The sequence below is a fragment of the Bradyrhizobium sp. WSM471 genome (assembly GCF_000244915.1).
In the GTDB taxonomy this organism is placed as follows: domain Bacteria; phylum Pseudomonadota; class Alphaproteobacteria; order Rhizobiales; family Xanthobacteraceae; genus Bradyrhizobium.
Genome location: NZ_CM001442.1, coordinates 7,034,042 through 7,059,193 on the forward strand (window position 1 = coordinate 7,034,042; position 25,152 = coordinate 7,059,193).

Here is a 25,152-nt window from a genome sequence, read left to right on the forward strand (position 1 = left end):
AAATATAGAGAACTCTATAGTGCAGAGTACTCTTCTGATCAATCCCCGGATTGGCGCGGCGCTGCAAAAATCCTTAACGTCGGGTCTGATCCCCACATGCCGAATCGTTTGCCGATGCCTTCAGCGGAACCCCTGCTCAACACACCCGAATTCACCGTTTCCGAGCTCTCGCAGTCCCTGAAGCGGACGGTCGAGGACACCTATGGCCATGTCCGGGTCCGCGGCGAGATCTCGGGCTTCCGCGGCGCCCATTCCTCCGGCCATTGCTATTTCGCGCTCAAGGACGAGAGCGCCAAGATCGAGGCGGTGATCTGGAAGGGCGTGCACGGCCGCATGCGCTTCAAGCCCCAGGAGGGGCTCGAGGTCATCGCCACCGGCAAGCTCACGACCTATCCGGGCTCCTCGAAATACCAGATCGTGATCGAGGCGCTGGAGCCGGCCGGCATCGGCGCGCTGATGGCGCTGATGGAGGAGCGCAAGAGGAAGCTCGCCGCCGAAGGCCTGTTTGACGAGGCGCGCAAGCAGCTGCTGCCGTGGCTGCCCGAGGTGATCGGCGTGGTGACATCGCCGACCGGCGCCGTGATCCGCGACATCCTGCATCGGCTGGAGGACCGCTTTCCCCGCCACGTGCTGGTGTGGCCGGTGAAAGTTCAGGGCGAAGGCTCGGCCGAGCAGGTCGCGGCAGCCATCCGCGGCTTCAACGCGATTGCCCCGGGCGGCAAGATTCCGCGCCCCGACGTGCTGATCGTCGCGCGCGGCGGCGGCTCGCTGGAGGACCTGTGGTCGTTCAACGAGGAGATCGTGGTGCGCGCCGCGGCCGAGAGCATGATCCCGCTGATCTCGGCGGTGGGGCATGAGACCGACATCACGCTGATCGATTTCGTCGCCGACAAGCGCGCGCCGACGCCGACGGCGGCGGCCGAGATGGCCGTGCCGGTGCGCAGCGATCTCTTTGTCGAGGTCGGCGATCTCGGGCGACGCACCCGGTCCTGCTGGCAACGCGGCCAGGAGAGCCGTCGCAGCGAGCTGCGTGCGGCCGCGCGCGCGCTGCCGGCGGCCGGCGATCTGCTGGCGATCCCGCGGCAGCGGCTGGATTCGGCGGGGGCGTCCCTGCCCCGCTGCCTCAAGGCCAACACCCACGCGCATTTCCGAAGGTTTACCGCGGCGAGTGCCAAGCTGACGCTGCGGGTGCTGCACGGCCAGATCGCGCAGGCCGATCATCGCCTCACCGTGTGCGGCGAGCGGCTCGGGCTGTCCACGCGCTCGCTGCTGCGGCGGCGGCGCGATCGTTTCGCCGGGCTGGAAGTGCGCTTGCGCGCCTCAAGACTCTCCAATGCGCAGGCGCAGCGCAACGCGATCGCGCGCCAGCGCGAGCGCACGCATCGCCTTGCCGAGCGCGCGGGCCGCGCGCTGGTGACGCTGTTGCAGCGGCTCGATGCCCGCGTCGAGAACAGCGGCAAGCTGCTCTCCGCTCTGTCCTATCGCGGCGTGCTCGCGCGCGGCTTTGCGCTGGTGCGGGACGAAGCCGGCCATCCCGTACATGCGGCGGACGCGATCGGGCCTGGTGCACGGGTCGAGATCGAATTTGCGGATGGCCGCGTGGGTGCGACCGCGGATGCGGATCGGCCTGCGACTGCGGCGAAGCGCGCGCCATCGCAAGCCAAGGCGGCGGCGCAAGAGGCAAAGCCCGCGCCGAAGCGCGTCGGCAAGCCGGTGGATCAGGGGAATTTGTTCTGAGGCGGGGAGAGGCGCAACATTCTCGCCGTCGTCCTGGCGAAAGCCAGGACCCATACCGCGAGGTCTATCGGGTACGCGCGGTGCCAATCCCGAACGACCAGTCTTCGCAAAACCACTCCCTGGGGTAATGGGTCCTGGCTTTCGCCAGGACGACGCTGGAAGAGAGTGCGCCTCACACGTCCGTCGTTGTGCTCAGCCGTCGTAGCCCGCATGAGCGTAGCGACATGCGGGACCAGCGGCCCCGGATATCGCTACGCTCATCCGGGCTACCAGACTGCGCGTCTCAGCGGCAGGACAATCCCGCGTCGATCGTGGTCCAGAAGCCGCAATGCTCCGGCGCGCCGGCATGGGCTTCGAAGGAATGGGCTTCGAACAGGAAGACCGCGACGGTGAAGACGATCAGGGCGGAGGAGAACAGGGCGAAGCGGTTGCGCATGGGATTGCGTTTAATCGACATCGTGGTCGAATGATGGCGTTGCCACGGGTTGAAACCATCAGGGCGTGCGATCCGTAGATTCACGGTCGGCCCCGCTGCGGTGGAGCGTGTAGCCCGGATGGAGCGGAGCGTAATCCGGGGTTCGCGCCACACACAACCGACCTCCCCGGATTGCGCTTCGCTCCATCCGGGCTACGGCACTGCCATTACCGCGCCAGCCACTCGACGACCTCTTTCTGCGACTCCGCGCGCGCCTGCGCATCCGTCCCGAGATGGCCGTGCTCGGGTGCGGCGGCATCAAGGCTGCCGCTCGCGGCATGCACCGGCGTGTTGGCGCGGTCGAAATCGTGATAGGCGCCGGGATAGACCACGATCCGCGCGAGCGCGCTGCGGCCATGCGCACCATCGACCATCTGGCGGCAGGCCGGCGGCGACGAGACGTCGTCATTGCCGCCGATCAGCACCAGCGTCGGCACCCGTGTGCTCCAGCCAAGGCCTGCGGAAATCCTGCAGTCCGGATAGAACGCGATCGCGGCGCGGAAATCCGGGCCGACATCGCGCGCAAGGCTCTGCGGACGCACGGCCCAGAGCAGCGCGCTGGCGCCATTGGCCCAGCCCATCAGGCTGACGCGGTCGCGCGCAACCCAACTCTGCCGCATCAACCAGGCGCGCGACGCTGCGATGTCGGTGACGCGTTCGCGCCGCGCCTTGACGTGCATCTCCTTGACGCGGCATTGCGGCCCGAGCTCGCGCGAGCCGTAGCTGTCAGGGAGCAGGACGGCGTTGCCGGATCTGAGCAGCCGCTCGGCCCATTCGCGATAGCGCGGCAGGACAGAATCGGAATGGCCACCGAGGCCGCCGCAGCCGTGCAGCGCGATCACGGTCGGAAACGGCCCCGTGCCCTCGGGCTTGTAGAGCTGCGCATGCAGCACGCCGGAGACAAGCGGAATCTCGACCGGCTGCGGCGCCGGCGAGCCTTGCGCGGCCGACATCAGGAGCGTCAGGAACAGGGCGGTGAACGGAAGGCGCATCGAACTTTGCCGTTGGATCCTTCGCTCAAGCACTATCATGCGGAAATGGCGCCAAAACATCACAAACCGGTGGGTTTACCGGGCGGACAAGCCACCCTATCTATGCTACATCCCGTCCAACACATCGCGCCCTCCCATGTGATTCCGGAGCGGCCTTCCACGGAGACTTTCGACCGTGCTGAACAAGTTCGGCCCCTCGGGCCATGGCGAAGCGCAGGTGCAGTATCTCGACGGCGATTTCCGCGTGATCTCGCCGGGGACCTTCGTGCGTTGCGCGATCACCGATACGCGCATCCCGCTCGACGAGTTGAAATACTGGAGCGTGGATTTGCAGGAAGCCTACGCCACGCCCGCCGCCGTGCTCGAGCGGCATTACCCGGGCGCGCCCAAGCCGCAAGCGTGAGGCCGGGGGCAACAACTTCATCGCATTCTCCTGAGCGGTTCAAACCGGTAGGCGTTTTGCGATGAACGTCGCGTGAATGTCCTCGTCGCCCTGGCGAAAGCCAGGGCCCATTACCCCGCGAGCGCGTGTGAGGCAAAGCGGGAGCCACAGTGAATCGCAAAACTAAATTCGGTGGCAATGGGTCCTGGCGTTCGCCAGGACGACAGTGGGTTTCAGCGCCTTGAGAACCGCCGTTCCCGCGCCTTGTAGAGATGATCGCTGATCAGTTGCTTGAGCGCAGCCGGGTCGTCGAACTCGAGCTGGACGGCGAACGGCACGATGTCGTCCGGCACGCCTTCGCGGCCGTGCAGGCGCGCGAGATCTTTTTCCGTGGTCACCAGCATCAGCTGCTCGCGCCGCGCCTCCGCGGCGAGGGCTGCGATCTCGTCGTTCGAAAACATGTGATGATCGGCGAAGGCACGCGTAGCCGCGACATCGATGCCGCCGGCGCGCAAGCTGCGGAAGAACCGCTCGGGATCGCCGATGCCGGCGAACGCGAACACCGGCTTGCCCAACAGTCTCGCAACCGACCCGGCATCCGGTTTCAGCCGCGCGCGCAGCGCCGGCTTGTTGCGCCCGGCAAGCTCGGCCGCGACATCATCGGCGGCGCGGCCGCCGCCGATGATCACCAGCGCGTCGGTGCGCGCGAGCTGCGCCTTCAGCGGCGCACGCAGCGGGCCGGCCGGAAACACCTTGCCGTTGCCGAGGCCGCGTTCGCTGTCGATCACGATCAGCGAGGTGTCCTTGAGAAGGCGCGGGTTCTGGAAACCGTCGTCCATCAGGATCACGGTGGCGCCTTGCGACTTCGCCAGCACGACGCCGTCGAGGCGGTCGCGCGCGACCGTGACAGAGACGTCGCGCGCCATCATCAGCGGCTCGTCGCCGATATCGGACGCGGTGTGACGCATCCGGTCGACCATCACCGGGCCCTTGAGGCTGCCGCCATAGCCGCGGCTGAGCACCACCGGCGTCTCGCCGAGCTCGCGCAAGAGCTTGGTCAGCGCCAGCACGGTCGGCGTCTTGCCGGCGCCGCCGACATGGTAGTTGCCGACGCAGATCACGGGGATGCCGGCGTCGACGCCCTCGCGCAGCATCCGCCGTTCCGTGATCGCGCCATAGAGCGCACCCAGTGGCCCCAATGCGTAGGATTCGAGGGAACGTGGCCGGTACCAGAAGGCCGGCTCACGCATTGGCGGCCCCCATCTCAATCCGCAACTGCAGAAGATAAGGCTCGAGCGCGGTCATGGTGCGGTTGAGTGCGCCACCGAGATCCTCGACCACGCCGGCGCCCGACTGGTGGATCTTCTGGCGCAGGGCAGGATCGGCCAGCAGCTGGCCGAGCTGCTTGATCAGCAGTTCCTGCGTGTCGGCCTGGCGCGCGCCGCCGCTGTGATCGAGCGCCTCGTAGACATCGGCGAAATTGAAGACGTGCGGACCATGGACAATGGCCGCGCCGAGCTTGATCGCTTCGATCGGATTCTGGCCGCCATGGTGGATCAGCGATCCGCCCATGAACACGATCTCCGAGAGGCGGTAGAACAGGCCGAGCTCGCCCATGGTGTCGGCGATATAAACGTCGGTGGTCGCCGTCGGCAATTCGTCGCGCGAGCGCAGGGCCGGCTTCAGGCCCGACGCCGTGATCAGGCCCGTGATCGAGGAGCCGCGATCCGGATGGCGCGGCACGATCACGGTCAGGAGCTGCGGGAAGAAACCGCTGAGGCTGCGATGCGCCGCCACCAGCATCTCCTCCTCGCCCGGATGGGTCGAGGCCGCGACGATGATCGGACGCCCGCGCGTCATCGCCATCAGCCGTTCGAGCTTGGCGGGATCGGCCGGGGGCGCCGGCACGTCGAGCTTGAGATTGCCCGTGGTGACGACGTCGCGGCCGCCGAGCGCCGAGAATCGCGCGGCATCGGTCTTCGACTGCGCCAGACAAATGTCGAAACGCGACAGCAGCGCCGAGATGGTGCCTTGCATGCGGCGCCAGCGCGGGAACGAGCGCGGCGACATCCGCCCGTTGATCAGCACCATCGGCACGCGGCGCGCGGCGCCGGCCAGGATCAGGTTCGGCCACAGATCGGATTCGATGAACAGCGCCAGCGACGGCTTCCAATGGTCGAGGAAGCGCGCGACATAACGCGGGGAATCATACGGCACGTATTGATGGATGACGTCGGGTGGAAAGCGCTTTGCGACAATTGCGGCCGACGTGACGGTGCCCGAGGTGAGCAGAATGCGCAGGTTCAGATCGCGCAGGCGCTCGATCAGTGCCGCCGCGGCGAGGACCTCGCCGACGCTGGCGCCGTGAATCCAGACCAGCGGACCGTGCGGCCGCACGTCCCGGGACAGGCCGCGTCGTTCGCCGACGCGCGCGGGATCTTCCTTGCCCTGCTTCAGGCGCCGCTTGATTAGCACAGGCGCGAGCGGCACCAGGCCGCGCGCCAGGCGCCGGTACATCCGCAGCGTCAACGGCAGCGAGCCGGGCAGCGATTTAGGCATCTGCAGGTCCCGGCCGGCCGAGTTGCGCATAGGCGCGGCGGGTCGCCTCGTTCAAGGTCTCTTCCAGCTCGAGCCGCAGCGCTTCCATGGTGGCGGCGTTCGCATCCGGCGGAACGTGGATTTCCTTGATGCCGACCAATGCGCCCCGCCCGAACGGCAGGTTGATGGTGGTGCGGTCCCAGTTCTTGAGCCGGACGAAGCGGCTGGTCGCCATCGCAAAAGGCATGATCGGCCGCCCCGATTCCCGTGCCAGCATGATGATGCCGAGCCCGGCCACGCGCGAGCGCTTGGGGACGTCGGCGGTCAGCGCGACATTACAACCGTCCTGGAGCGTCCGCACCATTTCCTTGAAGGCACCGACCCCGCCTTTGCGATGAAACGCGCCGCCATGGTCGCCGGACCCGCGGATGGTGCCGATGCCGAGCCGCTCGGCGGCAATCGCGTTGAACTCGCCGTCGCGGTGACGGGAGATCAGGACCCTGGCCTTGTACCAGTCCTTGTTCTTGATGAAGGGGGTGAGGAAATGCTGGCCGTGCCAAAAGGCGAAGATCGCCGGGATCTGCGGCTCGACGCGGTCATAGACGTCAGGTGGATCGAACGTGAATTTGTTCGTCCACCAGACCAGACGCAGATATTCCGCCGCCAGGATTCCGACGGCACGCTGAACGAAGCTGCTCCTCAGCGTATTGCGAAGCAGCTTTTTCAACGCGCCGGTTCTTGATTCGGGTCGAGCAGCCGGTGGAGATGGACGATGAAATAGCGCATCTGCGCGTTGTCGACCGTGCTCTGCGCCTTGGCCCGCCAGGCGGCGTGCGCGGTCGCATAGTTCGGATACAGGCCGACGATCTCGACGTCGTCGAGATTCTTGAAGGTGTTGTGCTCGAGATCGACGAGCTCGCCGCCGACGACGAGGTGGAGCAGTTGTTGCGGGGCACTATCTGGCATCGGTTCTGTTCCTAACGGGCTGCCCGGCAAAGCAGTGTTCGACAAGCACGAGAAAGCGCTTCACGGCAAGGGGCGGTTTCGAAAATGCGAGACAATGCTCGCATGACGATCGCGACCCGCTGCCACCAGCACCCCATGCGTGACTTGCCGGCGGTTATAGAGGATGGGATCTCCGGAGAGATCGCTCATCCTACCATCGGCTTCCTGCACGATCAAATCGGCCGCCGCAAGGTCCCAATCATGACTGTTGCCGCCCGCAAAAGCCGCATCCAGCGCGCCATGGGCGACCCGGCACAGACGCAGCGCGAGCGAACCGATTCGCGGATGCAGCTTGATCTCGCCCAGTGACGGCTTCAGGCGCTCGACCAGGGGCTTGGGACCCGCGACACGCGAGAAGTCGAGCTCGGACCCAGCCGTCGCCCACACCGGCACATCGTTGAGGGTCGTGCCCTGGCCGCGGGCGGCGAAGAAGAACTCGTCGCTCGTCGGCGCGAACACCGCGGCGAGAACAGGCGAGGCATCCTCGACCAGCGCGACGCTGACACACCATTCGTCGTGGCCGTTGAGGTAGTTGCGGGTGCCGTCGATGGGATCGACGATCCAGGTCAGGCGCCGCGTCAGCCGCACCTCGTCGTCGGCGCTCTCCTCCGACAGCCAGCCATAGTCGGGCGTCGCCGCGCGCAGGCGCGCTTCCAGGAGATCGTTGACGGCAATGTCGGCTTCCGAGACCGGCGAGGACGCGCCCTTGGTCCACTTCTTCAGCTCGGTGCGGAACATCGACTGCGCGAGTGCGCCCGCCTCCCGCACCGTGTCTTGCAGCAGCGCCGCGTCGCGCGTCAGGATGGCTTCACCTGTCGCGTTCGCGTCAACGTCCGCCAAGCGTCAAACCCTCGATGCGCACCGTCGGTGCATTGACGCCGTAGCGGAACTCGAGATTGTTCGCCGGCTGCATCGACTTGAATATCTCGAACAGATGGCCGGCGATCGTCACCTCGCTCACGGGATAGGTGAGTTCACCGTTCTCGATCCAGAAGCCGGAGGCGCCGCGGCTGTAATCGCCGGTCACGCCGTTGACGCCCGAGCCGATCAGATCGGTGACGTAGAACCCCTGCTTGATGTCGGAGATCAGCTCGGCCGGGGTCGGCGTGCCGGGTTCGAGATGCAGATTATACGGCCCGGGCGACGGCGAGGAGGAGACGCCGCGATGGGCATGGCCGGTGGTGGTGAGACCGAGCTCACGCGCGGTGGCGCAATCGAGCAGCCAGGTCGTCAGCACGCCTTCGTCGATCAGCGCGATCTTCTTCACGGCAACACCTTCCGCGTCGAACGTCTGCGAGCGCAGGCCGCGTTTGCGCAGGGGATCGTCGATGATGCGGATGTTCTTGGCGAACAGCTGCTGGCCGAGCTTGTCCTTCAGGAAGCTGGTCTTGCGCGCGATCGAAGCGCCATTGATGGCGCCGACGACGTGGCCGACCAGCGAGCCCGCGACGCGCGGATCGAACACCACGGGCACCTTGCAGGTCTCGACCTTGCGTGGATTGGCGCGAGCGACGGTGCGCTCGCCCGCGGATCGGCCGACGATCTCCGGCGACAAGAGGTCGGCACCATGCGGCGCCGAGGTGAAGTCGTAGTCGCGCTCCATGCCGGTGCCGTCGCCGACAATGGCGGTGGCGGAGATGCCCTGGCTGGAACGCAGATACGAGCCGTGGAAGCCGGTGCTGGTGACGAGCACCATGCCGCCCATGCCGGCGGAGGCCGAGGCGCCGCCGGATTTGGTCACGCCCTTCACACCGAGCGCCGCAGCCTCGGCTTCGAGCGCGCGGCGCTCGAGCTCCGAGGTCGCGGGCACGTCGGGGTCGAGCAGATCGAGATCGGGGAAGTCGCGCGCGAGCAGTGCGGGATCGGCAAGGCCGACATATTTGTCGTCGGGCGCAACGCGCGCCATCGCAACCGCTCGCTCGGCAAGCTTGGTCACGGCATCGCCGCTGGCGTCGTTGGTCGAGACCACCGCCTGGCGCCGGCCGACCAGCACGCGCAAGCCGACATCATCGCCCTCGGAACGTTCGGATTCCTCGACCCGGCCGTCGCGCACCTCGACACCTTGCGAGACGCCACGCACGGCGACCGCATCGGCCGCATCCGCGCCGGCGCGCCTGGCAGCCTCCACCAGCCGCTGCGCGAGATCGGAGAGCGCAGACTGGTCGAACAGGTCGCGGCTGGCTGTGGACGAATCCTTGGGCGAAAGCGTCGAGCTTGGTGAAGGGTTCACAAACGAAATCCTGTTGGGGCGGGCTGCGGGACCGGAACCCACAGATGTGCCCTGATCGCGCGGACTTCAAGCATTTTCAGCCCACCAAAAGCTCAGATTCGCACCTTGCGCGCAACGTCTCGTCAATCATGCGCGCCAAGGTCTTGTCAATCATGCGCGGCGGTGAGGTTGGATTAACCAGCCTTTTTAAGCGGTTTCGGAAAGGCGCGCGCTAAGGTCCTCACATCGACCGGGAACATAATCCCGGCGGGGAGAACGAAAGCCGTGAGGCGTCAAACAGCAACAAGCGGGATCGCTCCCGCCGGGTCGAGCCGCTCCCTGCGGCTCGACCCCCTTTCCCTTCCGGTCCGCTTCGATGCGCATGATCCGCGCGCCGACGGATATGTCCGGCAGATCGAACTTCATCGCGAACGTGTCGTGCTGCACCGTGCCGTCCGCGGCATGCGGATGGCGATCAACGTCCGCGTCAGCGACTTCACCGGCGTCGCGCTGCGCGGCAACGACGAGGCCCAGACCCTCGTCCTCGTGCATCGCGATCCCTCGCTCTCCATTCCGCTGCTGGTCAGCGCCGATGGTGACGAACTCGTTGAAGCCTGGGCGATCTGGAGCGAGCTGTTCGCGCTTCCGCAGCTCGACGAAGGCGCACGCAAACCCGCGCCGCGCCGTCGCCGCGCCAACGCGATCCGCGACCGCCGTCCAAAATTTCTGATGCGTCGCCGCACCGGTGTCGCACGGGAGTTGTCGGTGCATCGCGATGAGCACGAGATCATCGCCCGGACTTAAGCCGCCCGTATCACCGCGTCGGCCAGCAAACCCGCAAACAGCAGAAATCCCGCATCTCGGTTCGAATAGAACAGGCGCTTGCAGAGATCGCCGTCGCTGATATTCAGCCGCGCGATCTGCGAGGCCAGATGCACGGCGAAGGCCCCAAGTCCGAGCCAGGCCGGCCAGCGCGCATCGCCCGACGCCAGCGCCACGCCGATCAGCAGCACCGCCAGGCCGTAGAACAGGATCAGCGCCTGGTGCGTATGCGTGCCGAACAGGCGCGCGGTGGACTTGATGCCGATCAGCGCATCGTCCTCGGCGTCCTGATGCGCGTAGATCGTGTCGTAACCGATCACCCAGGAAATCGCGCCGGCATAGAGCACGAGCGCGGTGACGTCGATCCGTCCGAAGGTGACGGCAAATCCCATCAGGGCGCCCCAGGAGAACGCGAGCCCGAGCACGATCTGCGGCCACCAGGTGATGCGCTTCATGAACGGGTAGATCGCGACGATCAGCAGCGAGGCAATGCCGGTCAGGATCGCAAAGCGGTTGAACTGCAGCAACACCACGAGCCCGATCAGCGCTTGCGCGACCATGAAGGCCAGCGCCTGCTTCGCGCTCACCTGGCCCGACGGCAGCGGCCGCGAGCGGGTGCGCTCGACCTTGTCGTCGAGGTCACGGTCGGTGATGTCGTTCCAGGTACAGCCTGCCCCTCGCATCACGAAGGCGCCGATGAAGAAAAGGATGATGGTGAGCGGCAGGCCGCGGACGTCATGCGCCATTCCGGCGGCGAGCGCCGCCGACCACCAGCACGGCATCAACAGAAGCCAGGAGCCGATCGGACGATCGAAGCGGGACAAGCGCAGATAAGGTCGCGCCCATTGCGGTGCGCGCGTATCAACCCAGTTGCCGGTAGAATCGGCAACGCGGGCGGATGTGCTAGTGCCCAGTTTTCGAAGTTCGTATTCCATCGCGGCGTATTCCGGTACGAACTTCGAAAACTACAAGGGCACTAGCAAGAAATTATAATTCACGTGCCGCTTATCGATTTGAAGTTCCTAAGAGGATCTCGCGGCAGGCACCGTAGGAACTTCAAATCGGCGGCACGTGTATCATCGGGTCAGGACGTTGCCGTTGAGTGTATCGAAGGTGCTGCCGCCCTTCTTGCCCGCATTGGCCTCGGGCGCCGAGCCCGAACCCAGCACTTCGCTCAGCGACGGACCGGCCGGACCGCGCGGCTGGTTCTGCATCTGCTGCGCAACATTGCAGACCTTCGCCGCCATGGTTTCGGTGTTCTTGTGGCCGTCCTTCATCTGCGCGCCGACCTGCGCCGGAATCCCGCACTTCGAGGCGTTGGCCTCGATGAACTTGATCATCTTGGTCTCAGCGTGGCTGAAATTGCGGATCAGCTTGCAGGCCTCGTCGGGCGGGGCGTGACGGTCGCTCGCGGCCTTGATCAGCTTGCCGCGCTTTTCGGCATCCTCGCGCAGAGGCATGAAGGCCTTCATGCAGTCCTCGCTGGGACCGGCTTGCGTCGGCGGGGCCGCGCTGAAGGCGCCGGCGCCACCGACCGGTGCGGCGCCGTTCACGGGAAAGGACGATTGCGGCGCGCCGCCGACAGAGGCGACGGGCGCCGAGCCATTCACGGGCGGGAAGGCGGAACTCGTTTGGGCCTGGCTCGGCAGCGGCGCGGGGAAACCCTGCGCATAGGCACCAACGGCGCCCATCGTGACCATGGCGGCAGTGATCGGAACCATCAAATGACGGATCATCAAGGCAGTCTCTCCGGCAGGAGCTTGCGGGGTTCGGCGTCTTCCCAATAGAAGCGCAACCAGCGTGCTCGCGATTTTACGATTCCCGCCGGCCCTTAACAACCCGTTGAATAGGGCGAGAGCGCGGCGCGCCGACGCACCGTTTTGGCAAAATTTACCCCGAAAGTACTGCTTTCGGTTAAGAACGGCGGCAAATCGGACCTTTGACAATGCCTTCCTACGATTTCCGCGGCCCCCGCCTGTTCGTTGATGCCCCCCTGGCCCAGGACGGCAGGGTCGAGCTCGACCGCGACCAGAGCAATTATCTCGGCAATGTACTGCGGCTTACCGCCGGGGCCGAGGTTTTGGCGTTCAACGGCCGCGACGGCGAATGGCAGGCCGCCATTGAAGGCCGCAAGCGGCCGGACGGCCTCGTCATCCTCCAGCAGACCCGGCCGCAGGACCGGCTGCCCGACCTCGCCTACGTCTTCGCCCCGCTCAAGCATGCCCGGCTCGACTACATGGTGCAGAAGGCCATCGAGATGGGCGCCGCCAGCCTTCAGCCGGTGCTGACCCGGTTTACCCAGGCTTCCCGCGTCAATACCGAGCGGATGCGCGCCAATGTCGTCGAGGCGGCCGAGCAATGCGGCATTCTCAGCATCGCCACCGTTGCCGAACCGATGCCGCTGGAGCGCTTCCTCAGCCAGCGCGCCGTCGGCAGGCTGCTGATCTTCTGCGACGAGGCGGCGGAGCTCGAAAACCCCGTTCGAAGCCTGCAAGGCGCAGGCACGGCGGAGGGCATCGACGTGCTGATCGGCCCCGAAGGCGGCTTTGCCGAGGAAGAGCGGGCGCTGCTGCTGCGGCAGCCGAAAATCCTGCGGCTGGCGCTGGGACCCCGGATTATGCGGGCCGACACGGCCGCGGTGGCCGCGCTGGCGCTGGTGCAGGCGGTGCTGGGCGACTGGGGTGGTGAACGCGGCTAAGGCAATATTTGGTTGGCCTTCAGCTGCCGATCATCCGAGCAGCCCAAGGCCACCGAACCAGGTAGAGGGCGACCGCACCTTGCTATTCGCCTCGTAGCGATCGGTTCAGAGTCTCGGAAGGCAACTCTCCGAAAGCCTCTCTGTAGCTGGCTGCGAACTCGCTGAGATGCCAGAAACCATGCGCAAGCGCACAGGACTTCACACTCCGGCCTACTCGACCGGTGCGCAGTTGCTTGCGCACCGACCAGAGGCGTAAGACTCGGCTATAGCGATGTGGGCTCATGCCGCAGATGGCCCGTGTCGCACTCTGGAGAGTCCGGACCGACACGCCCGCCTGTTCCGCCAGTTCGGTCGTCTTGTGCCAGATCATCAGATCGCGCCGGATCAGTTTCTCCATATCGGCTACGATCCGCCGATAATGCTCGGTGGTGGATGACACAGGTCCGCTTGCGACGCTGGACCAGATCGCCGCATCCATCGTGCTGAGCAGTGACTGTTCGACAATCGTTTGCGAAGCCGGCTCGTTCAGGAAGTCTGGGTCATTTGCTGCGGTTTCAAGCGATATCGAGATCAGACGGCGCAGCGAGGCAAGCACGTCCGGCGCCGGATTCAGCAAATGGCATCCATCGCCTAATTCAGGCAATGGCTCACGCCCGGATGGGCTGAAGTAGACGACAGCCAGCAGACGCCCCTCCGGCTCATGCACCAGGCAATCTGAACCTCCTTTTAGAATGATGACAGAGCCGCCGATCGCATGCCCGTTGATGCGGGCAGAGGTCACGTGATCCATCGGGACCACCACTGCGGCAGCATTGGTGAGCTGATAGCCGCGAATGATGCGGGGGAAGGTTTTCAACAGCGACAGGGTCAGGGTCGGCAAGGTGAGCCGGGCACGCATGATCGCGGTCGCCCCGGCCGACAACGGCATGCTCGATGCGCCGGCGTATTTCTCGGTCTCGCCGAAATGATCAATGTCATACGATTTGAGCTCGAGCGCCGAGGACGGCTTGAGATCCTGGAACGACATCAAGCGATCCGCCGCACTCTTTTGCATTCCCTCGCGAGCAGGGACTAGACGGCTTTGATCCATGTTCTGCTGCTTACCTAGGCTTCTTCTTGGAAACGGCGACTTAGGGCCACGCAAATCATTCGGCTCGTTGACGCCGGCGCGCCGCAGGTCGCGCGGCATTGAGAGTGGCATGAACGATCAGAAGGTCGAGCGGATCGAATTCGTCGTAGTGCCGGAACGTCTTGCAGATCGAAATCAGCGGCCAGCGCGTGTCACGAGACCGAACGGATAACATCTGTTGCGTTGCGTATGAATCGGAAACCAACTTTCGCATTGTAAACGAAGGTTCCGCGAACGGATCGTCCCCCTACCCAAATTGAGTATGCGACCTGTGGAGCGTTCTCAAACGGGCCGAGCAGCTCGCGGATGAGTTGCGGAGGAGGCGGCCGAGCTTTCCGCCCCAGGCGACCCATGGAAGCGCCCCGGAGACGTCCCTGCCCCGAAATGAATGAGGGTGAGGCCTCCCTGTCCATCTGGGTCGATGCAGCGGGATAATAAGGTATTATATTACCTGAGTTGGCGCGAGACCTAATTTAAGCTTCGCCTCCTGTGATGACTGCGCGTCGCTCCGACACTGTTAAGCGATTGATCCTTTGGAGGTCGAAACCGCTTTCGGGCCATGCTAAGGCCTGCGGCAATTCGCTTCCCTTGCTTGCCCTGCCCGGTTCCACCGGGATGATGGACCCCGAGATGACTCCGACTGCCACCTCAAATGCTGCCGGCTCCGCCGCCTGGGCGGACACGCTGCTGCTGTCGTTCGCGCAGGCCGGCTATGTCAGGGCCGAGCCTGCCATCCTGCAGCCGGCCGAACCGTTCCTTGATCTCTCCGGCGAGGACATCCGCAAGAGCCTGTACCTGACCACGGACCTCTCCGGCGAGGAGCTCTGCCTGCGCCCGGATCTGACCATTCCGGTGGCCCGCGATTACCTCAGCTCTGGCCGTGCCGGGCAGCCGGCCGGGTTCAGTTATCTCGGTCCGGTGTTCCGCTACCGCAACGGCCAGAGCAGCGAATTCCTGCAGGCCGGCATCGAATCGTTCGGCCGCCAGGACCGCGCCGCGGCCGATGCCGAGATGCTGGCACTGGCGCTGGAGGCGACCGCCGCCTTCGGGGTCCGCGACGTCGAGATCCGCACCGGCGACGTGGCGCTGTTCAACGCGCTGCTCGACGCGCTCGACCTCTATCCAGTCTGGCGCCGCCGCCTGGTCAAGGATTTCAACCGCAAGATCAGCCTAGAGCAGGATCTGGAGCGGCTGGCAGCCGCGACCACCGCGACCCGCAGCGAATATGAGGGCGTGCTTGCGGCGCTCGCCGGCTCCGACCGCAAGGCGGCGCTCGCTTTCGTTACCGATCTGATGTCGATCGCCGGCACCACCAATGTCGGCGGCCGCACCACCGCCGAGATTGCCGACCGCTTCCTCGAGCAGTCGACGCTGAAGGGCGGCGCGCTGCCGCGCGAGGCCATCGCCGTGCTCAAGCGTTTCCTGTCGATATCGGGTAACCCCGATGACGCCGTCGCCGAGCTGCGCGCGCTCACCAATGACGCGAAGCTCGACCTCAGTGCTGCGGTCGACCAGTTCGAAAGCCGGGTCGGCTTCATGGCGGCGCGCGGCATCGATGTGAAGGCGACGCGCTTTTCGACCGCGTTCGGACGCGGGCTCGACTACTACACCGGCTTCGAATTCGAGCTGCATCATCGCGGCAACGGCGCCGAGCCGCTGGTTGCCGGCGGCCGCTATGACGGGCTGATGACCCAGCTTGGATCGGCCGAGCCGATTCCCGCGGTCGGTTTTTCGGTCTGGGTGGATGCGCTGACCCGGATCGGCCGCAAGGTGGGAGCTTAAGTCATGAGCGCGCCATTCGTTCTGGCCGTTCCCTCCAAGGGCCGCCTGCAGGAAAACACCGAGGCCTTCTTCGCCCGCGCCGGGCTCAAGCTGGCGAAGGCGGGCGGCGCCCGCGACTATCGCGGCACGCTCGCGGGCCTCGACAATGTCGAGGTCGCCTATCTCTCGGCGAGCGAGATCGCCTCGCAACTGTCCCGCGGCTCGGCGCATCTCGGCGTCACCGGCGAGGATCTGGTGCGCGAGACCATCGCGGACGCCGACAAGCGCGTCTCCCTGATCGAAGGCCTCGGCTTCGGCTATGCCGACGTCGTCGTCGCGGTGCCGCAGGCGTGGATCGACGTCCGCACCATGGCCGACCTCGACGATGTCACCACCGGCTTCCGCGAGCAGCATCACATGCGGATGCGGGTCGCGACCAAGTTCATCAATCTCACCCGCGCCTTCTTCCAGAGCCAGGGCATCACCGATTACCGCATCGTCGAAAGCACGGGCGCGACCGAAGGCGCACCGGCCGCCGGCAGTGCAGAGTTGATCGTCGACATCACCACGACCGGCGCGACGCTCGCCGCCAACGGATTGCGGGTGCTCGACGACGGCGTGATCCTGCGCAGCCAGGCCAATCTGGTCGCCTCAAGGGACGCCGATTGGTCGCCGCAAGCGCGGGAGACCGCGCGAATCATCCTCGATCACATCGCGGCGCGGGCGCGGGCCAACAAATACCGGGAAGTCCGCACCCGCTTCCGCCAGTGCGACGCGGCCATGCTCACCGAGGCCCACGAGCGCTTCGGCGTCGAAGCCCCGTTCGGCGGGCCGACCTCGTCAGGCATGCTCACGCTGCACTGCCCGCCGGGCCAGCTCTATGCACTCGCGAGCTTCCTGCGCGGGCATGGCGCCGAGACCGTCTCGGTGGTTTCGCTGGATTACGTGTTCGACCGGGAGAACCCGCTGTTCGCCAGGCTCGAGGCGTTCCTGCGGCAGTGAGCCCAAAGCTTGTTGAGCAATTCCGTTCAGCGTAGCGACAGCAAACGGCAGCTACCATATGCTGTTGAGATGACCTTGCAAGAAAACCTGATCGCCTCTGGAACCTTGATCGATGACGCTGGGCTCTGACGTTTCCGGCATGACGACCACCGCGGCAAGCGCCGCCGCGAAGGGACTGTCGATTGTCGTCCCGCTCTACAACGAAGCGGCCGGTCTCGCCGCCTTGCACCAGCGCATCTGCGATCTCGCAAAGACCTTGCGGCAGCGCTATCGCTTGGCTTGCGAGATCGTCTATGTCGACGACGGCAGTGCGGACGCGACGCTGTCGATCGCCCGCTCACTGCCGGCCGACGCGGTCGACGTCCAGGTGGTGTCGCTGTCGCGTAATTTCGGCAAGGAGGCCGCGCTGATGGCCGGCCTCGACCATGCCAAGCTCGGCGCGGTGCTATTCATGGACGGCGACGGCCAGCATCCGCCGTCGCTGGTCGAGCGACTGGTGCGGCACTGGATCGAGGACGGCTACGACGTCGTCTATACTGCCAAGGCGCATCGCGACAACGAACCGTTCCTGCGGCGGCTTGCCGGCCGCGGCTTCTATGCGCTGATCAATTGGGGCGCACGCCAGAAGATTCCCGAAGACGCCGGCGACTTCCGCCTGCTGTCGCCGCGCGCGGTCGCAGCGCTGAGGCAGTTGCCGGAGCGCAACCGCTTCTTCAAGGGCCTCGCGAGCTGGATCGGCTTCCGCCAGATCCGCGTCGATTACGAGCCCGCGCCGCGCACCCATGGCGTGACGACCTTCAGCGCCGCGCGTCTGCTTGGTCTTTCGATCGAAGGCGTCACCTCGTTCTCGGTGGCCCCGCTGCGCTTCGCCAGCCTGCTCGGCGTGATCCTCGCAGGCGGAGCGTTCCTGTTCGGTCTGTCGATCCTGTGGGAGGTCTTGACCACCGGCAAGCAGGTGCCCGGCTATCCCTCACTCGTGATCGGCCTGATGACGATCGGCGGCGTGCAGCTCATCATGATCGGCATCGTCGGCGAATATATCGGCAAGATCCTGTCCGAGCTGAAGGCGCGGCCGATCTACTTCGTCGCCGAGCACAGTGAAAAGCATTTCGAGACCGACAAGGCCCAGGATGCTTCAAGCCAGGACGCTTCAAGCCAGGACGCTTCAAGCCTGGACGCCTCGAAGAGGACGGCGGCCGAATGAGCGCGGCCGCGCCGCCGCGGCGGATCTGGCTCTGCGCCGACGATTACGGCATCAGCCCGGGCGTCAATCGCGCCATCCGCGACCTGATCGAACGCGGCCGTCTCAACGCCACCTCGGTGATGATGGTGGGACCTGCGGTCGAGCGCAGCGAGATCGAGGCGCTCCAGACGGCGGCGCAAGCGAGCCCGCGCTGCGCGATCGGATTGCACGTGACGTTGTCGGCACCGTTCCGGCCGCTCACCATGCATTTCCGCCCGCTCGACGGCGACATGTTTCTCCCGTTTTCGAAGCTGCTGCGCGCGGGTCTTGCGCGAAGGCTCGACCGCGAGTTCTTTCGCAACGAGGTCAAGGCGCAGCTGGCAGCCTTCGCGAAAGCGTTCGGACGCGCGCCTGACTTCGTCGACGGTCATCAGCATGTGCAGCTCTACCCGCAGGTGCGCGACGGCTTTGTCGACGCAGTCGCCGAAGTCGCGCCAAAAGCCTGGGTGCGCCAGGGCGGCCGCGACCTGCCGCTGATGCAGCGGCTGGCCTCACCGAAAGCCATGGTGCTCGATATCCTCAGCGCGCAATTCCGCCGACGCGCCGGCAGCGCGGGCCTCCGCTTCAATCCCGGTTTCGCCGGCGCCTATGATTTCACGCAGGCGGCCGATTTCGGCGCGCTGATGCGGCAATTCCTCGAAGGCCTGCCGGATGGCGGCCTCATCATGTGCCATCCCGGCTTCGTCGACGACATCCTCACCGGGCTCGACCCGATGACGGATGTCCGCGAACGCGAGCACGCCTATCTCGCCGGCGATGCCTTCGCGCGCCTGCTGACGGACAACGGCGTCACGCTGGGATGAAACCGGCGAAGTTTGCGAGAACGCCGCCGGCGAGGCAGCTTGTCGCATACCGAAATTTAATCCAGCCGGCACTGTTGGGGCCACAATGGAACCCTACATCTGCCTCGCGCTTGTTTTGCGCGAGGGAGACTGACCATGACGCCGCAGGAACGCCAACTCGTCGACGAGCTTTTCGACCGGCTTTCGAAACTGGAAAATGCACCGCGCGATCCCGACGCGATCGCCGCGATCTCCGACGGCCTGCGCAAGGCGCCCGGCGCGATCTATGCGCTGGTGCAGACCGTGCTGTTGCAGGACGAGGCGCTGAAGCGTGCTCACAATCGCATCCAGGAGCTGGAGGCGGCGCAGGCGCCCGAGCAGGCGCAGTCCGGCGGTTTCCTGGACACCATGCGCGACACGCTGTTCGGCGGGGCCCCGTCGCGCGGCTCGGTTCCGAACGTGCCGCCGCGTGATTCGCGGCCGGTGTGGAACAGCGGCCAGGCGATGCAGCAGACCCAGCCCGGTTACGGCCAGCCGCCTTATGGGCAGGCATACGGTCAGGGCCCAGGCCAGGGCTATGGCGCGCCGCCGCCGGTCGGCGGTGGAGGCGGCTCGTTCCTCGGCACGGCGGCGGCAGCCGCGGCCGGCGTCGTCGGCGGCTCGCTGCTGCTCTCCAGCATTCGCGGCATGATGGGCGGATCGCATCAGCAGGCCTTCGGCGACACCAATGCTCTGGGCGATCGCAGCGCTGGTGGAGGTCCCTGGAGCGGCAGCGATCAGTCCGGCGGCTCGCTCGCGCGCGATGCCGGCCTCGACGACATCGGCTCGAACCGCGACCGTGGTGATGCGTCCCGGCAGGGCTTCGCCGACCACGCTTCGAACGACGACCAGAATTACAGCGATCAGAACGACAATGGCGACTTCGCCGACGACAGCGACTTCGGCGGCGGAGATGATGGCGGCAGCGATTACGCCTGACGCTTCTTATTCTTGCTCCAAAGCGAAACGGCCGCCCATCGAGCGGCCGTCTTGTTTCAAAGGGTAATTGAGGTCAGCCGCCCCAGTGCTGGCTTTGGTAAGGATCGCTGTATCCGCCCGATGACGAGTACGGGGCCGCGTAGGGAACATAGGCAAAGCCCGCAGCCGCACGCGGCGTGACATGGGGGGCGAAACTTTGTGTGGCAGGCGCGACATGCCGCTTATGATTTGCCGTCCCGGCACTGGCCGAGGCGGTCAGGGCGACAAGGATACCCAACGCCAAGATCGTACGCATCGCAATTGCTCCTATTGATTTGCCATGCGTAGCTAGGCTTCGGCCCTTGCCGCACCAGTCCGCCATCCCTTCACGATCGTTCACTTCCCCGGCATCAAAGCATGCCGTCAGGTCTCACATCACCACGACCTTGGTGCCGACATTGACGCGGCCGTAGAGGTCGATGACGTCCTCGTTGCGCATGCGGATGCAGCCTGAGGAGACGTTGGTGCCGATGGTCCAGGGCTCGTTGGAGCCGTGGATGCGGTAGAGCGTGGAGCCCAGATACATCGCGCGCGCGCCAAGCGGATTTTCCGGGCCGCCTTCCATGTGCCTCGGCAGGTCAGGACGGCGCGCGATCATTTCCGCCGGCGGGGTCCACGCCGGCCATTCGCGCTTCGCCGTGATCGACTTCACGCCGGACCAGGTGAAGCCGGGGCGGCCGACGCCGATGCCGTAGCGCATCGCGCGGCCATTGCCCTCGACGAGGTAGAGGAATTTGTTCGGCGTATCGACCACGATCGTGCCGGCGCTTTCGTTGCCGCTATAGTCAACGAGTTGTTTCTCGAATCTCGGGTCAAACTGACGCTGCCGCGGATCCACCGCCTCCTGCTGGAGATCTGCGCCCTGCATCTGCGGCTCGCCCATCGGCGGCAGGCGACGCTGGTCGTAATAACCTGGCTGCTGCTGATACACCGGCTGCTGCGGAGCGTAGGCCGGACCGCGACCGGGCCCGTCGCCGAAGATGAACTCGATGAAGCCGCCGCCCATATTCGAATTGGAGGCGACGCGCACCGGCGCAGGCGGCACCTGCGGCTGGTAGAGCACCGCGGGCGGATCGTTCGGCACGCTATTGTCGAAGGCGCTGGCGCTGTTGGCGCCGGCAATGAAGGTGCAAGCGCTGCCAAGCAGCGCAACAGACATTTTCTTGAACATCGACGTACTCTGTACTGTTTCGTCTAGATCACATGCGTCGTGGCGAGGTGATGGCTGATCCGCACCCGCGACGTGGTCAATAAAGAGCAAAAGCCGTTTTGTTTGGTAAACGGAAACGCCGTTTCGATTCACCACGTCGTCGGCAGCGGTGCAATTTGGCGATCAGCGTTTATTTTCGATGAACGCCGCGCACGCATGGTTAATCGCTCGTTTGCAAGCTGTCGCGCACAACCGGGACGATAGTTCCGGCTGTGAACTTCGTGTTAAATCGCTTCTGCCTACAAAGACGCGTGAGTGAGGTGGGGGGAGTTCTTGATGGCTATTCACCGCAAACGTTTTCGTGTCGAGGAGGCTATTGTCGGCGAGATGCCCAGCCCCGAAATGATTGAGGAGGCTGCGCCGATGCATAGCGAGATCATGGCCGAGTTGCGTGCGATCCGTGCACAGATGGCGAAGGGCACCGCGCCCTTGTCCGGCAGCGCCGCCATGGCGGCGATCGACGCCTCCACGGCCCACGAGCTCTCCGAAGCCCGCACCATGCTCGATACCTACCGGGCGCAGATCGAGCAGTGCGAGAAGCTGAAGGTCGAGCTCGACCTCATCCACGACGCCATCGACCGTACCAAGCGCGAGATCGCGACACTGCATGGCAAGAGCTTCGACGGCGGCGAAATGGCCAAGGTCAATGGCGAGCTCGGCGCGGTCGTCGGCGGCACCGAACAGGCAACCCAGCAGATCCTCGAAGCCGCCGAGTCGATCGACCAGGCGGCCAGCGCGATGGCCAAGGTGCAATCGGCCGATCAGCAGAAGCGGCTCGCCGACGATATCCAGGAACGCGTCATCTCGATCTTCGAAGCCTGCAACTTCCAGGACCTGACCGGCCAGCGCATCAGCAAGGTCATGAGCACGATGAAGTTCATCGAGCAGCACATCAATTCCATGATGGAGATCTGGGGCGGCGTCGACGCGATCAAGTCCCACGTCGTGCCGCAGGTCGACACCCGCAGCGATGACGACAAGCTTCTCAACGGCCCGAAGCTCGCCGGCGACGTCGGCCACGCCTCGCAGGACGACATCGACGCGCTGTTCGACTGAGCGGACGCGACACTACGGAAAAACAAAACGCCGGCGAGAGCCGGCGTTTTTTTCGTCATTGCGAGCGAAGCGAAGCAATCCAGACTGTATCCGCGGAGGCAGCCTGGATTGCTTCGTCGCTTCGCTTCTCGCAATGACGAGTGGCTAGGCCGGCGCCGCGATCACGCCCTCGGCGCGCAGCGGACGTAGACCATGTTGCCGTAGCGGGTGGCGGCGTCCTTGTCGATGAAGCGGGTGATGAGGACGCGGCCGTCGAAGGAGACGATCTCGCGGTCCTGCTCGCCGGGCGTCGGACCCGCCGGTCCGATATAGTTCTTTCCGCTGGGCGAACCCTTCAGCCGCAGCTCCTGCGGTGTTGCCTGGTCCGCCAGATGCATGATCACGCCGCCGGAGGAGCCGGCGGTGATCACATAAGGATTTTTGCATTGGGCCCGGGCGGCAGCCTCGGTGCGGGCGCGGTCGGCCGGGTTCTGGAACGAGGCGAGGCCCCAGCGCCCGACGATCTCGTCGGCGCGGATCGACGCGGGCATTTCCGGACCGGTGCCGGGCTCGGCCTCGGGGGGCGGTGAGGACGAAGAAAAGGACGGCAGGCTCATGCCGCCGCCGCAGGCGCCAAGCAGCAGCGCCAGGCAAGAAGCCGCCGCCAGATTGGCGACCGTGCGCGCGTGAGCTGAACTGATCATGGCATTCCCCCGGACAAAACCATGGCCGCACCCCTGACGCAGCCAAGCGCAAAACCGCTGCCGGAGCAATGACGTCCTTTAATACGCCGGCGCCCCGAACAAGTTTCCAATGTCACCATCCTATATCCGTCTCACCAATCGCTTAACCACCTTTGCTTGACAGGATCGCGGCCAAGCCATATTCCCGGACGCACCATTAGCACTCTGAAAGATGGATTGCTAACGCGCGCCGATCGATCCTCGGGAAGGGTGGACGGAAGCGCCGCCCGCCCACTTTCACTCCTTCCGAAGCGAGCCTCCAAAGGGAAACCTCATGACTAAATCCAAATTTCGTCCGCTGCATGACCGTGTCGTGGTCAAACGTATCGACGCCGAGTCAAAGACCAAGGGCGGCATCATCATTCCGGACACGGCCAAGGAAAAGCCGTCCCAGGGCGAAGTCGTCGCCGTCGGCCCCGGTGGCCGCGACGAGGCCGGCAAGCTGATCCCGATCGACCTCAAGGTCGGCGACCGTGTGCTGTTTGGCAAGTGGTCGGGCACCGAGGTCAAGATCGACAACGATGAGCTCCTGATCATGAAGGAGTCGGACATTATGGGCGTGATGGCCTAAAGCCAGACGCCTGAACGGCCGCTGAATGCATGCCCGGGTCACTCGATCCGGGCATGCATCATTCCGCCGGGTTCGATCGCGGACTCCGGAATGAGGCGACCCAATAAGCAAGACACATCACGAAAAAGAAGAGGAATTGCAGACCATGGCTGCCAAAGACGTCAAGTTTTCCGGAGACGCGCGCGATCGCATGCTGCGCGGCGTCGACATTCTCGCCAATGCCGTCAAGGTGACGCTCGGCCCGAAGGGCCGCAACGTGCTCATCGAGAAGTCGTTCGGCGCGCCCCGCATCACCAAGGACGGCGTCACCGTCGCCAAGGAGATCGAGCTCGAGGACAAGTTCGAGAACATGGGCGCCCAGATGGTGCGTGAGGTCGCTTCCAAGACCAACGATCTCGCCGGCGACGGCACCACCACCGCGACCGTGCTGGCCCAGTCCATCGTGCGCGAAGGCGCCAAGTCGGTTGCCGCCGGCATGAACCCGATGGACCTCAAGCGCGGCATCGACATCGCGGTTGCGGCCGTCGTCAAGGACATCGAGAAGCGCGCCAAGCCGGTCGCCGCCTCTTCCGAGGTCGCCCAGGTCGGCACCATCTCGGCCAACGGCGACGCCGCCATCGGCAAGATGATCGCGCAGGCGATGCAGAAGGTCGGCAACGAGGGCGTCATCACCGTCGAGGAGAACAAGTCGCTCGACACCGAGGTGGACATCGTCGAGGGCATGAAGTTCGACCGCGGCTATCTGTCACCCTATTTCGTCACCAACCCCGAGAAGATGACCGCCGAGCTCGAGGACGCCTACATCCTCCTGCACGAGAAGAAGCTGTCCGGCCTGCAGGCCATGCTGCCGGTGCTGGAAGCCGTGGTGCAGTCGGGCAAGCCGCTCGTCATCATCGCCGAGGACGTCGAGGGCGAGGCGCTGGCCACCCTGGTCGTCAACCGCCTCCGCGGCGGCCTGAAGGTCGCCGCCGTCAAGGCGCCGGGCTTCGGGGACCGCCGCAAGGCCATGCTCGAGGACCTCGCGATCCTCACCGGCGGCCAGCTGATCTCCGAAGACCTCGGCATGAAGCTCGAGAACGTCACGGTGAAGATGCTTGGGCGCGCGGGCAAGGTGGTGATCGACAAGGAGAACACCACGATCGTCAAGGGCGCCGGCAAGAAGCCGGAGATCGAGGCCCGCGTCGGCCAGATCAAGGCCCAGATCGAGGAAACCACCTCGGATTACGACCGTGAGAAGCTCCAGGAGCGCCTCGCCAAGCTCGCAGGCGGCGTCGCGGTGATCCGCGTCGGCGGCGCCACCGAGATCGAGGTCAAGGAGAAGAAGGACCGCGTCGAGGACGCGCTGAACGCTACCCGCGCCGCGGTGCAGGAAGGCATCGTCCCCGGCGGCGGCGTCGCGCTGCTCCGCGCCAAGAAGGCGGTTGGCCGTCTGACCAACGCCAATGCCGACGTCCAGGCCGGCATCAACATCGTGCTGAAGGCGCTGGAAGCCCCGATCCGCCAGATCTCCGAGAACGCGGGCGTGGAAGGCTCGATCGTCGTCGGCAAGATCCTGGAGAACAAGTCCGAGACCTTCGGCTTCGACGCCCAGACCGAGGAGTATGTCGACATGGTCGAGAAGGGCATCATCGACCCTGCCAAGGTGGTGCGCACCGCGCTCCAGGACGCCGCCTCGATCGCCGGCCTGCTGGTGACCACCGAGGCCATGGTCGCGGAGTCGCCGAAGAAGGAAGCCGCCTCCGGCATGCCGGCCGGTGGCGGTATGGGCGGCTTCTAAGGCCGTCCTCGCCTGACAGTGTTG

General features: G+C 65.3%; 25 protein-coding genes. 12 read left to right on the forward strand and 13 right to left on the reverse strand.

Annotated elements, in window-relative coordinates:
• Nucleotides 1-114 precede the first annotated feature (114 nt).
• Nucleotides 115-1,737, forward strand: coding sequence for an exodeoxyribonuclease VII large subunit (xseA, locus tag BRA471DRAFT_RS32060; RefSeq protein WP_007614935.1), 1,623 nt, complete (start codon nt 115-117; stop codon nt 1,735-1,737).
• A gap of 283 nt (nt 1,738-2,020) precedes the next feature.
• Here the strand turns inward: xseA and BRA471DRAFT_RS39190 are convergent, their stop codons facing one another.
• Together BRA471DRAFT_RS39190 and BRA471DRAFT_RS32065 are read right to left on the reverse strand one after the other, a co-directional pair.
• Nucleotides 2,021-2,257 carry a hypothetical protein gene (locus BRA471DRAFT_RS39190; RefSeq protein ID WP_198287917.1) on the reverse strand — a complete coding sequence of 79 codons (237 nt, stop codon included), beginning with the start codon at nt 2,255-2,257 and terminating at the stop codon, nt 2,021-2,023.
• Between the two features lie 122 nt (nt 2,258-2,379).
• On the reverse strand, nt 2,380-3,204 hold the full coding sequence (locus BRA471DRAFT_RS32065; RefSeq protein ID WP_007614939.1) for a dienelactone hydrolase family protein: 825 nt from the start codon (nt 3,202-3,204) through the stop codon (nt 2,380-2,382).
• Between the two features lie 175 nt (nt 3,205-3,379).
• Between BRA471DRAFT_RS32065 and BRA471DRAFT_RS32070 the strand changes: the two genes are divergently transcribed.
• Nucleotides 3,380-3,607 carry a DUF2093 domain-containing protein gene (locus BRA471DRAFT_RS32070; protein WP_007596922.1) on the forward strand — a complete coding sequence of 76 codons (228 nt, stop codon included), beginning with the start codon at nt 3,380-3,382 and terminating at the stop codon, nt 3,605-3,607.
• A 212-nt stretch (nt 3,608-3,819) separates the two neighbouring features.
• On the opposite strand, the gene lpxK is transcribed toward BRA471DRAFT_RS32070, so the two are convergent.
• The 6 genes from lpxK to BRA471DRAFT_RS32100 are packed head-to-tail and all read right to left on the reverse strand — an operon-like array spanning nt 3,820 to nt 9,359.
• Entirely contained in the window at nt 3,820-4,836 is a 1,017-nt protein-coding gene (gene lpxK, locus BRA471DRAFT_RS32075; protein WP_007614941.1) for a tetraacyldisaccharide 4'-kinase, read from the reverse strand.
• Nucleotides 4,829-6,175, reverse strand: a complete 1,347-nt coding sequence (locus BRA471DRAFT_RS32080; protein WP_088931238.1) for a 3-deoxy-D-manno-octulosonic acid transferase — start codon at nt 6,173-6,175, stop codon at nt 4,829-4,831. The genes lpxK and BRA471DRAFT_RS32080 overlap by 8 nt, the downstream gene beginning before the upstream one ends.
• Entirely contained in the window at nt 6,138-6,851 is a 714-nt protein-coding gene (locus BRA471DRAFT_RS32085) for a lysophospholipid acyltransferase family protein (protein ID WP_007614948.1), read from the reverse strand. Before BRA471DRAFT_RS32085 ends, BRA471DRAFT_RS32080 begins: the two co-directional genes overlap by 38 nt.
• Entirely contained in the window at nt 6,848-7,090 is a 243-nt protein-coding gene (locus BRA471DRAFT_RS32090; protein ID WP_007596929.1) for a DUF4170 domain-containing protein, read from the reverse strand. The genes BRA471DRAFT_RS32085 and BRA471DRAFT_RS32090 overlap by 4 nt, the downstream gene beginning before the upstream one ends.
• Nucleotides 7,091-7,150: 60 nt before the next feature.
• Complete coding sequence (locus tag BRA471DRAFT_RS32095) at nt 7,151-7,969, reverse strand: 3'(2'),5'-bisphosphate nucleotidase CysQ (protein ID WP_007614950.1); 819 nt, start codon at nt 7,967-7,969, stop codon at nt 7,151-7,153.
• Nucleotides 7,956-9,359 (reverse strand): TldD/PmbA family protein, encoded by a 1,404-nt coding sequence (locus BRA471DRAFT_RS32100; RefSeq protein WP_007614951.1) that lies wholly within the window; start codon nt 9,357-9,359, stop codon nt 7,956-7,958. Before BRA471DRAFT_RS32100 ends, BRA471DRAFT_RS32095 begins: the two co-directional genes overlap by 14 nt.
• A 264-nt stretch (nt 9,360-9,623) precedes the next feature.
• On the opposite strand from BRA471DRAFT_RS32100, the gene BRA471DRAFT_RS32105 reads away from it, so the two are divergent.
• Entirely contained in the window at nt 9,624-10,142 is a 519-nt protein-coding gene (locus BRA471DRAFT_RS32105) for a DUF6101 family protein (RefSeq protein WP_007614953.1), read from the forward strand.
• Here BRA471DRAFT_RS32105 and ubiA read toward each other — a convergent pair.
• A complete protein-coding gene (gene ubiA / locus BRA471DRAFT_RS32110; protein ID WP_007614955.1) occupies nt 10,139-11,095 on the reverse strand; it encodes a 4-hydroxybenzoate octaprenyltransferase in 957 nt (318 codons plus the stop codon). The genes BRA471DRAFT_RS32105 and ubiA overlap by 4 nt on opposite strands.
• 141 nt (nt 11,096-11,236) lie before the next feature.
• Entirely contained in the window at nt 11,237-11,896 is a 660-nt protein-coding gene (locus BRA471DRAFT_RS32115) for a hypothetical protein (RefSeq protein ID WP_007614958.1), read from the reverse strand.
• Nucleotides 11,897-12,105: 209 nt separating this feature from the next.
• On the opposite strand from BRA471DRAFT_RS32115, the gene BRA471DRAFT_RS32120 reads away from it, so the two are divergent.
• A complete protein-coding gene (locus tag BRA471DRAFT_RS32120; protein ID WP_007614960.1) occupies nt 12,106-12,858 on the forward strand; it encodes a 16S rRNA (uracil(1498)-N(3))-methyltransferase in 753 nt (250 codons plus the stop codon).
• An 82-nt stretch (nt 12,859-12,940) separates the two neighbouring features.
• On the opposite strand, the gene BRA471DRAFT_RS32125 is transcribed toward BRA471DRAFT_RS32120, so the two are convergent.
• Nucleotides 12,941-14,047, reverse strand: a complete 1,107-nt coding sequence (locus tag BRA471DRAFT_RS32125; protein WP_283848235.1) for a helix-turn-helix domain-containing protein — start codon at nt 14,045-14,047, stop codon at nt 12,941-12,943.
• 570 nt (nt 14,048-14,617) lie between these two features.
• Between BRA471DRAFT_RS32125 and BRA471DRAFT_RS32130 the strand changes: the two genes are divergently transcribed.
• The 5 genes from BRA471DRAFT_RS32130 to BRA471DRAFT_RS32150 all read left to right on the forward strand — a co-directional run bounded on the left by BRA471DRAFT_RS32130 (nt 14,618) and on the right by BRA471DRAFT_RS32150 (nt 19,753).
• Nucleotides 14,618-15,769, forward strand: coding sequence for an ATP phosphoribosyltransferase regulatory subunit (locus tag BRA471DRAFT_RS32130; protein ID WP_035975244.1), 1,152 nt, complete (start codon nt 14,618-14,620; stop codon nt 15,767-15,769).
• Between the two features lie 3 nt (nt 15,770-15,772).
• Nucleotides 15,773-16,750 (forward strand): ATP phosphoribosyltransferase, encoded by a 978-nt coding sequence (hisG, locus tag BRA471DRAFT_RS32135; protein ID WP_007614966.1) that lies wholly within the window; start codon nt 15,773-15,775, stop codon nt 16,748-16,750.
• A gap of 112 nt (nt 16,751-16,862) precedes the next feature.
• Nucleotides 16,863-17,954, forward strand: a complete 1,092-nt coding sequence (locus BRA471DRAFT_RS32140) for a glycosyltransferase family 2 protein (protein WP_007614968.1) — start codon at nt 16,863-16,865, stop codon at nt 17,952-17,954.
• A complete protein-coding gene (locus BRA471DRAFT_RS32145) occupies nt 17,951-18,796 on the forward strand; it encodes a ChbG/HpnK family deacetylase (RefSeq protein ID WP_007614970.1) in 846 nt (281 codons plus the stop codon). Before BRA471DRAFT_RS32140 ends, BRA471DRAFT_RS32145 begins: the two co-directional genes overlap by 4 nt.
• Before the next feature lie 135 nt (nt 18,797-18,931).
• On the forward strand, nt 18,932-19,753 hold the full coding sequence (locus BRA471DRAFT_RS32150) for a DUF2076 domain-containing protein (protein ID WP_007614972.1): 822 nt from the start codon (nt 18,932-18,934) through the stop codon (nt 19,751-19,753).
• A 409-nt stretch (nt 19,754-20,162) separates the two neighbouring features.
• Here BRA471DRAFT_RS32150 and BRA471DRAFT_RS32155 read toward each other — a convergent pair whose 3' ends face one another.
• Entirely contained in the window at nt 20,163-20,963 is an 801-nt protein-coding gene (locus tag BRA471DRAFT_RS32155; RefSeq protein WP_007614981.1) for a L,D-transpeptidase, read from the reverse strand.
• Nucleotides 20,964-21,278: 315 nt separating this feature from the next.
• On the opposite strand from BRA471DRAFT_RS32155, the gene BRA471DRAFT_RS32160 reads away from it, so the two are divergent.
• Nucleotides 21,279-22,058 (forward strand): protein phosphatase CheZ, encoded by a 780-nt coding sequence (locus BRA471DRAFT_RS32160; protein ID WP_007614982.1) that lies wholly within the window; start codon nt 21,279-21,281, stop codon nt 22,056-22,058.
• A 161-nt stretch (nt 22,059-22,219) separates the two neighbouring features.
• Here the strand turns inward: BRA471DRAFT_RS32160 and BRA471DRAFT_RS32165 are convergent, their stop codons facing one another.
• On the reverse strand, nt 22,220-22,741 hold the full coding sequence (locus BRA471DRAFT_RS32165; RefSeq protein ID WP_007596953.1) for a hypothetical protein: 522 nt from the start codon (nt 22,739-22,741) through the stop codon (nt 22,220-22,222).
• 313 nt (nt 22,742-23,054) lie between these two features.
• Between BRA471DRAFT_RS32165 and groES the strand changes: the two genes are divergently transcribed.
• Both groES and groL read left to right on the forward strand, forming a co-directional pair.
• Complete coding sequence (gene groES / locus BRA471DRAFT_RS32170) at nt 23,055-23,351, forward strand: co-chaperone GroES (protein ID WP_007596954.1); 297 nt, start codon at nt 23,055-23,057, stop codon at nt 23,349-23,351.
• 145 nt (nt 23,352-23,496) lie between these two features.
• Nucleotides 23,497-25,128 (forward strand): chaperonin GroEL, encoded by a 1,632-nt coding sequence (gene groL / locus BRA471DRAFT_RS32175; protein WP_007614985.1) that lies wholly within the window; start codon nt 23,497-23,499, stop codon nt 25,126-25,128.
• Nucleotides 25,129-25,152 lie beyond the last annotated feature (24 nt).

Excerpts from the sequence above, each read along its gene's own strand:
- xseA (WP_007614935.1), top strand. The coding sequence starts at position 115 with ATGCCTTCAGCGGAACCCCTGCTCAACACACCCGAATTCACCGTTTCC.
- BRA471DRAFT_RS32065 (WP_007614939.1), bottom strand. The coding sequence starts at position 3,204 with ATGCGCCTTCCGTTCACCGCCCTGTTCCTGACGCTCCTGATGTCGGCC.
- lpxK (WP_007614941.1), bottom strand. The coding sequence starts at position 4,836 with ATGCGTGAGCCGGCCTTCTGGTACCGGCCACGTTCCCTCGAATCCTAC.
- BRA471DRAFT_RS32080 (WP_088931238.1), bottom strand. The coding sequence starts at position 6,175 with ATGCGCAACTCGGCCGGCCGGGACCTGCAGATGCCTAAATCGCTGCCC.
- BRA471DRAFT_RS32090 (WP_007596929.1), bottom strand. The coding sequence starts at position 7,090 with ATGCCAGATAGTGCCCCGCAACAACTGCTCCACCTCGTCGTCGGCGGC.
- ubiA (WP_007614955.1), bottom strand. The coding sequence starts at position 11,095 with ATGGAATACGAACTTCGAAAACTGGGCACTAGCACATCCGCCCGCGTT.
- BRA471DRAFT_RS32115 (WP_007614958.1), bottom strand. The coding sequence starts at position 11,896 with ATGATCCGTCATTTGATGGTTCCGATCACTGCCGCCATGGTCACGATG.
- BRA471DRAFT_RS32120 (WP_007614960.1), top strand. The coding sequence starts at position 12,106 with ATGCCTTCCTACGATTTCCGCGGCCCCCGCCTGTTCGTTGATGCCCCC.
- BRA471DRAFT_RS32125 (WP_283848235.1), bottom strand. The coding sequence starts at position 14,047 with ATGCCGCGCGACCTGCGGCGCGCCGGCGTCAACGAGCCGAATGATTTG.
- BRA471DRAFT_RS32130 (WP_035975244.1), top strand. The coding sequence starts at position 14,618 with ATGACTCCGACTGCCACCTCAAATGCTGCCGGCTCCGCCGCCTGGGCG.
- hisG (WP_007614966.1), top strand. The coding sequence starts at position 15,773 with ATGAGCGCGCCATTCGTTCTGGCCGTTCCCTCCAAGGGCCGCCTGCAG.
- BRA471DRAFT_RS32140 (WP_007614968.1), top strand. The coding sequence starts at position 16,863 with ATGACGCTGGGCTCTGACGTTTCCGGCATGACGACCACCGCGGCAAGC.
- BRA471DRAFT_RS32145 (WP_007614970.1), top strand. The coding sequence starts at position 17,951 with ATGAGCGCGGCCGCGCCGCCGCGGCGGATCTGGCTCTGCGCCGACGAT.
- BRA471DRAFT_RS32150 (WP_007614972.1), top strand. The coding sequence starts at position 18,932 with ATGACGCCGCAGGAACGCCAACTCGTCGACGAGCTTTTCGACCGGCTT.
- BRA471DRAFT_RS32155 (WP_007614981.1), bottom strand. The coding sequence starts at position 20,963 with ATGTTCAAGAAAATGTCTGTTGCGCTGCTTGGCAGCGCTTGCACCTTC.
- BRA471DRAFT_RS32160 (WP_007614982.1), top strand. The coding sequence starts at position 21,279 with ATGGCTATTCACCGCAAACGTTTTCGTGTCGAGGAGGCTATTGTCGGC.
- BRA471DRAFT_RS32165 (WP_007596953.1), bottom strand. The coding sequence starts at position 22,741 with ATGATCAGTTCAGCTCACGCGCGCACGGTCGCCAATCTGGCGGCGGCT.
- groES (WP_007596954.1), top strand. The coding sequence starts at position 23,055 with ATGACTAAATCCAAATTTCGTCCGCTGCATGACCGTGTCGTGGTCAAA.
- groL (WP_007614985.1), top strand. The coding sequence starts at position 23,497 with ATGGCTGCCAAAGACGTCAAGTTTTCCGGAGACGCGCGCGATCGCATG.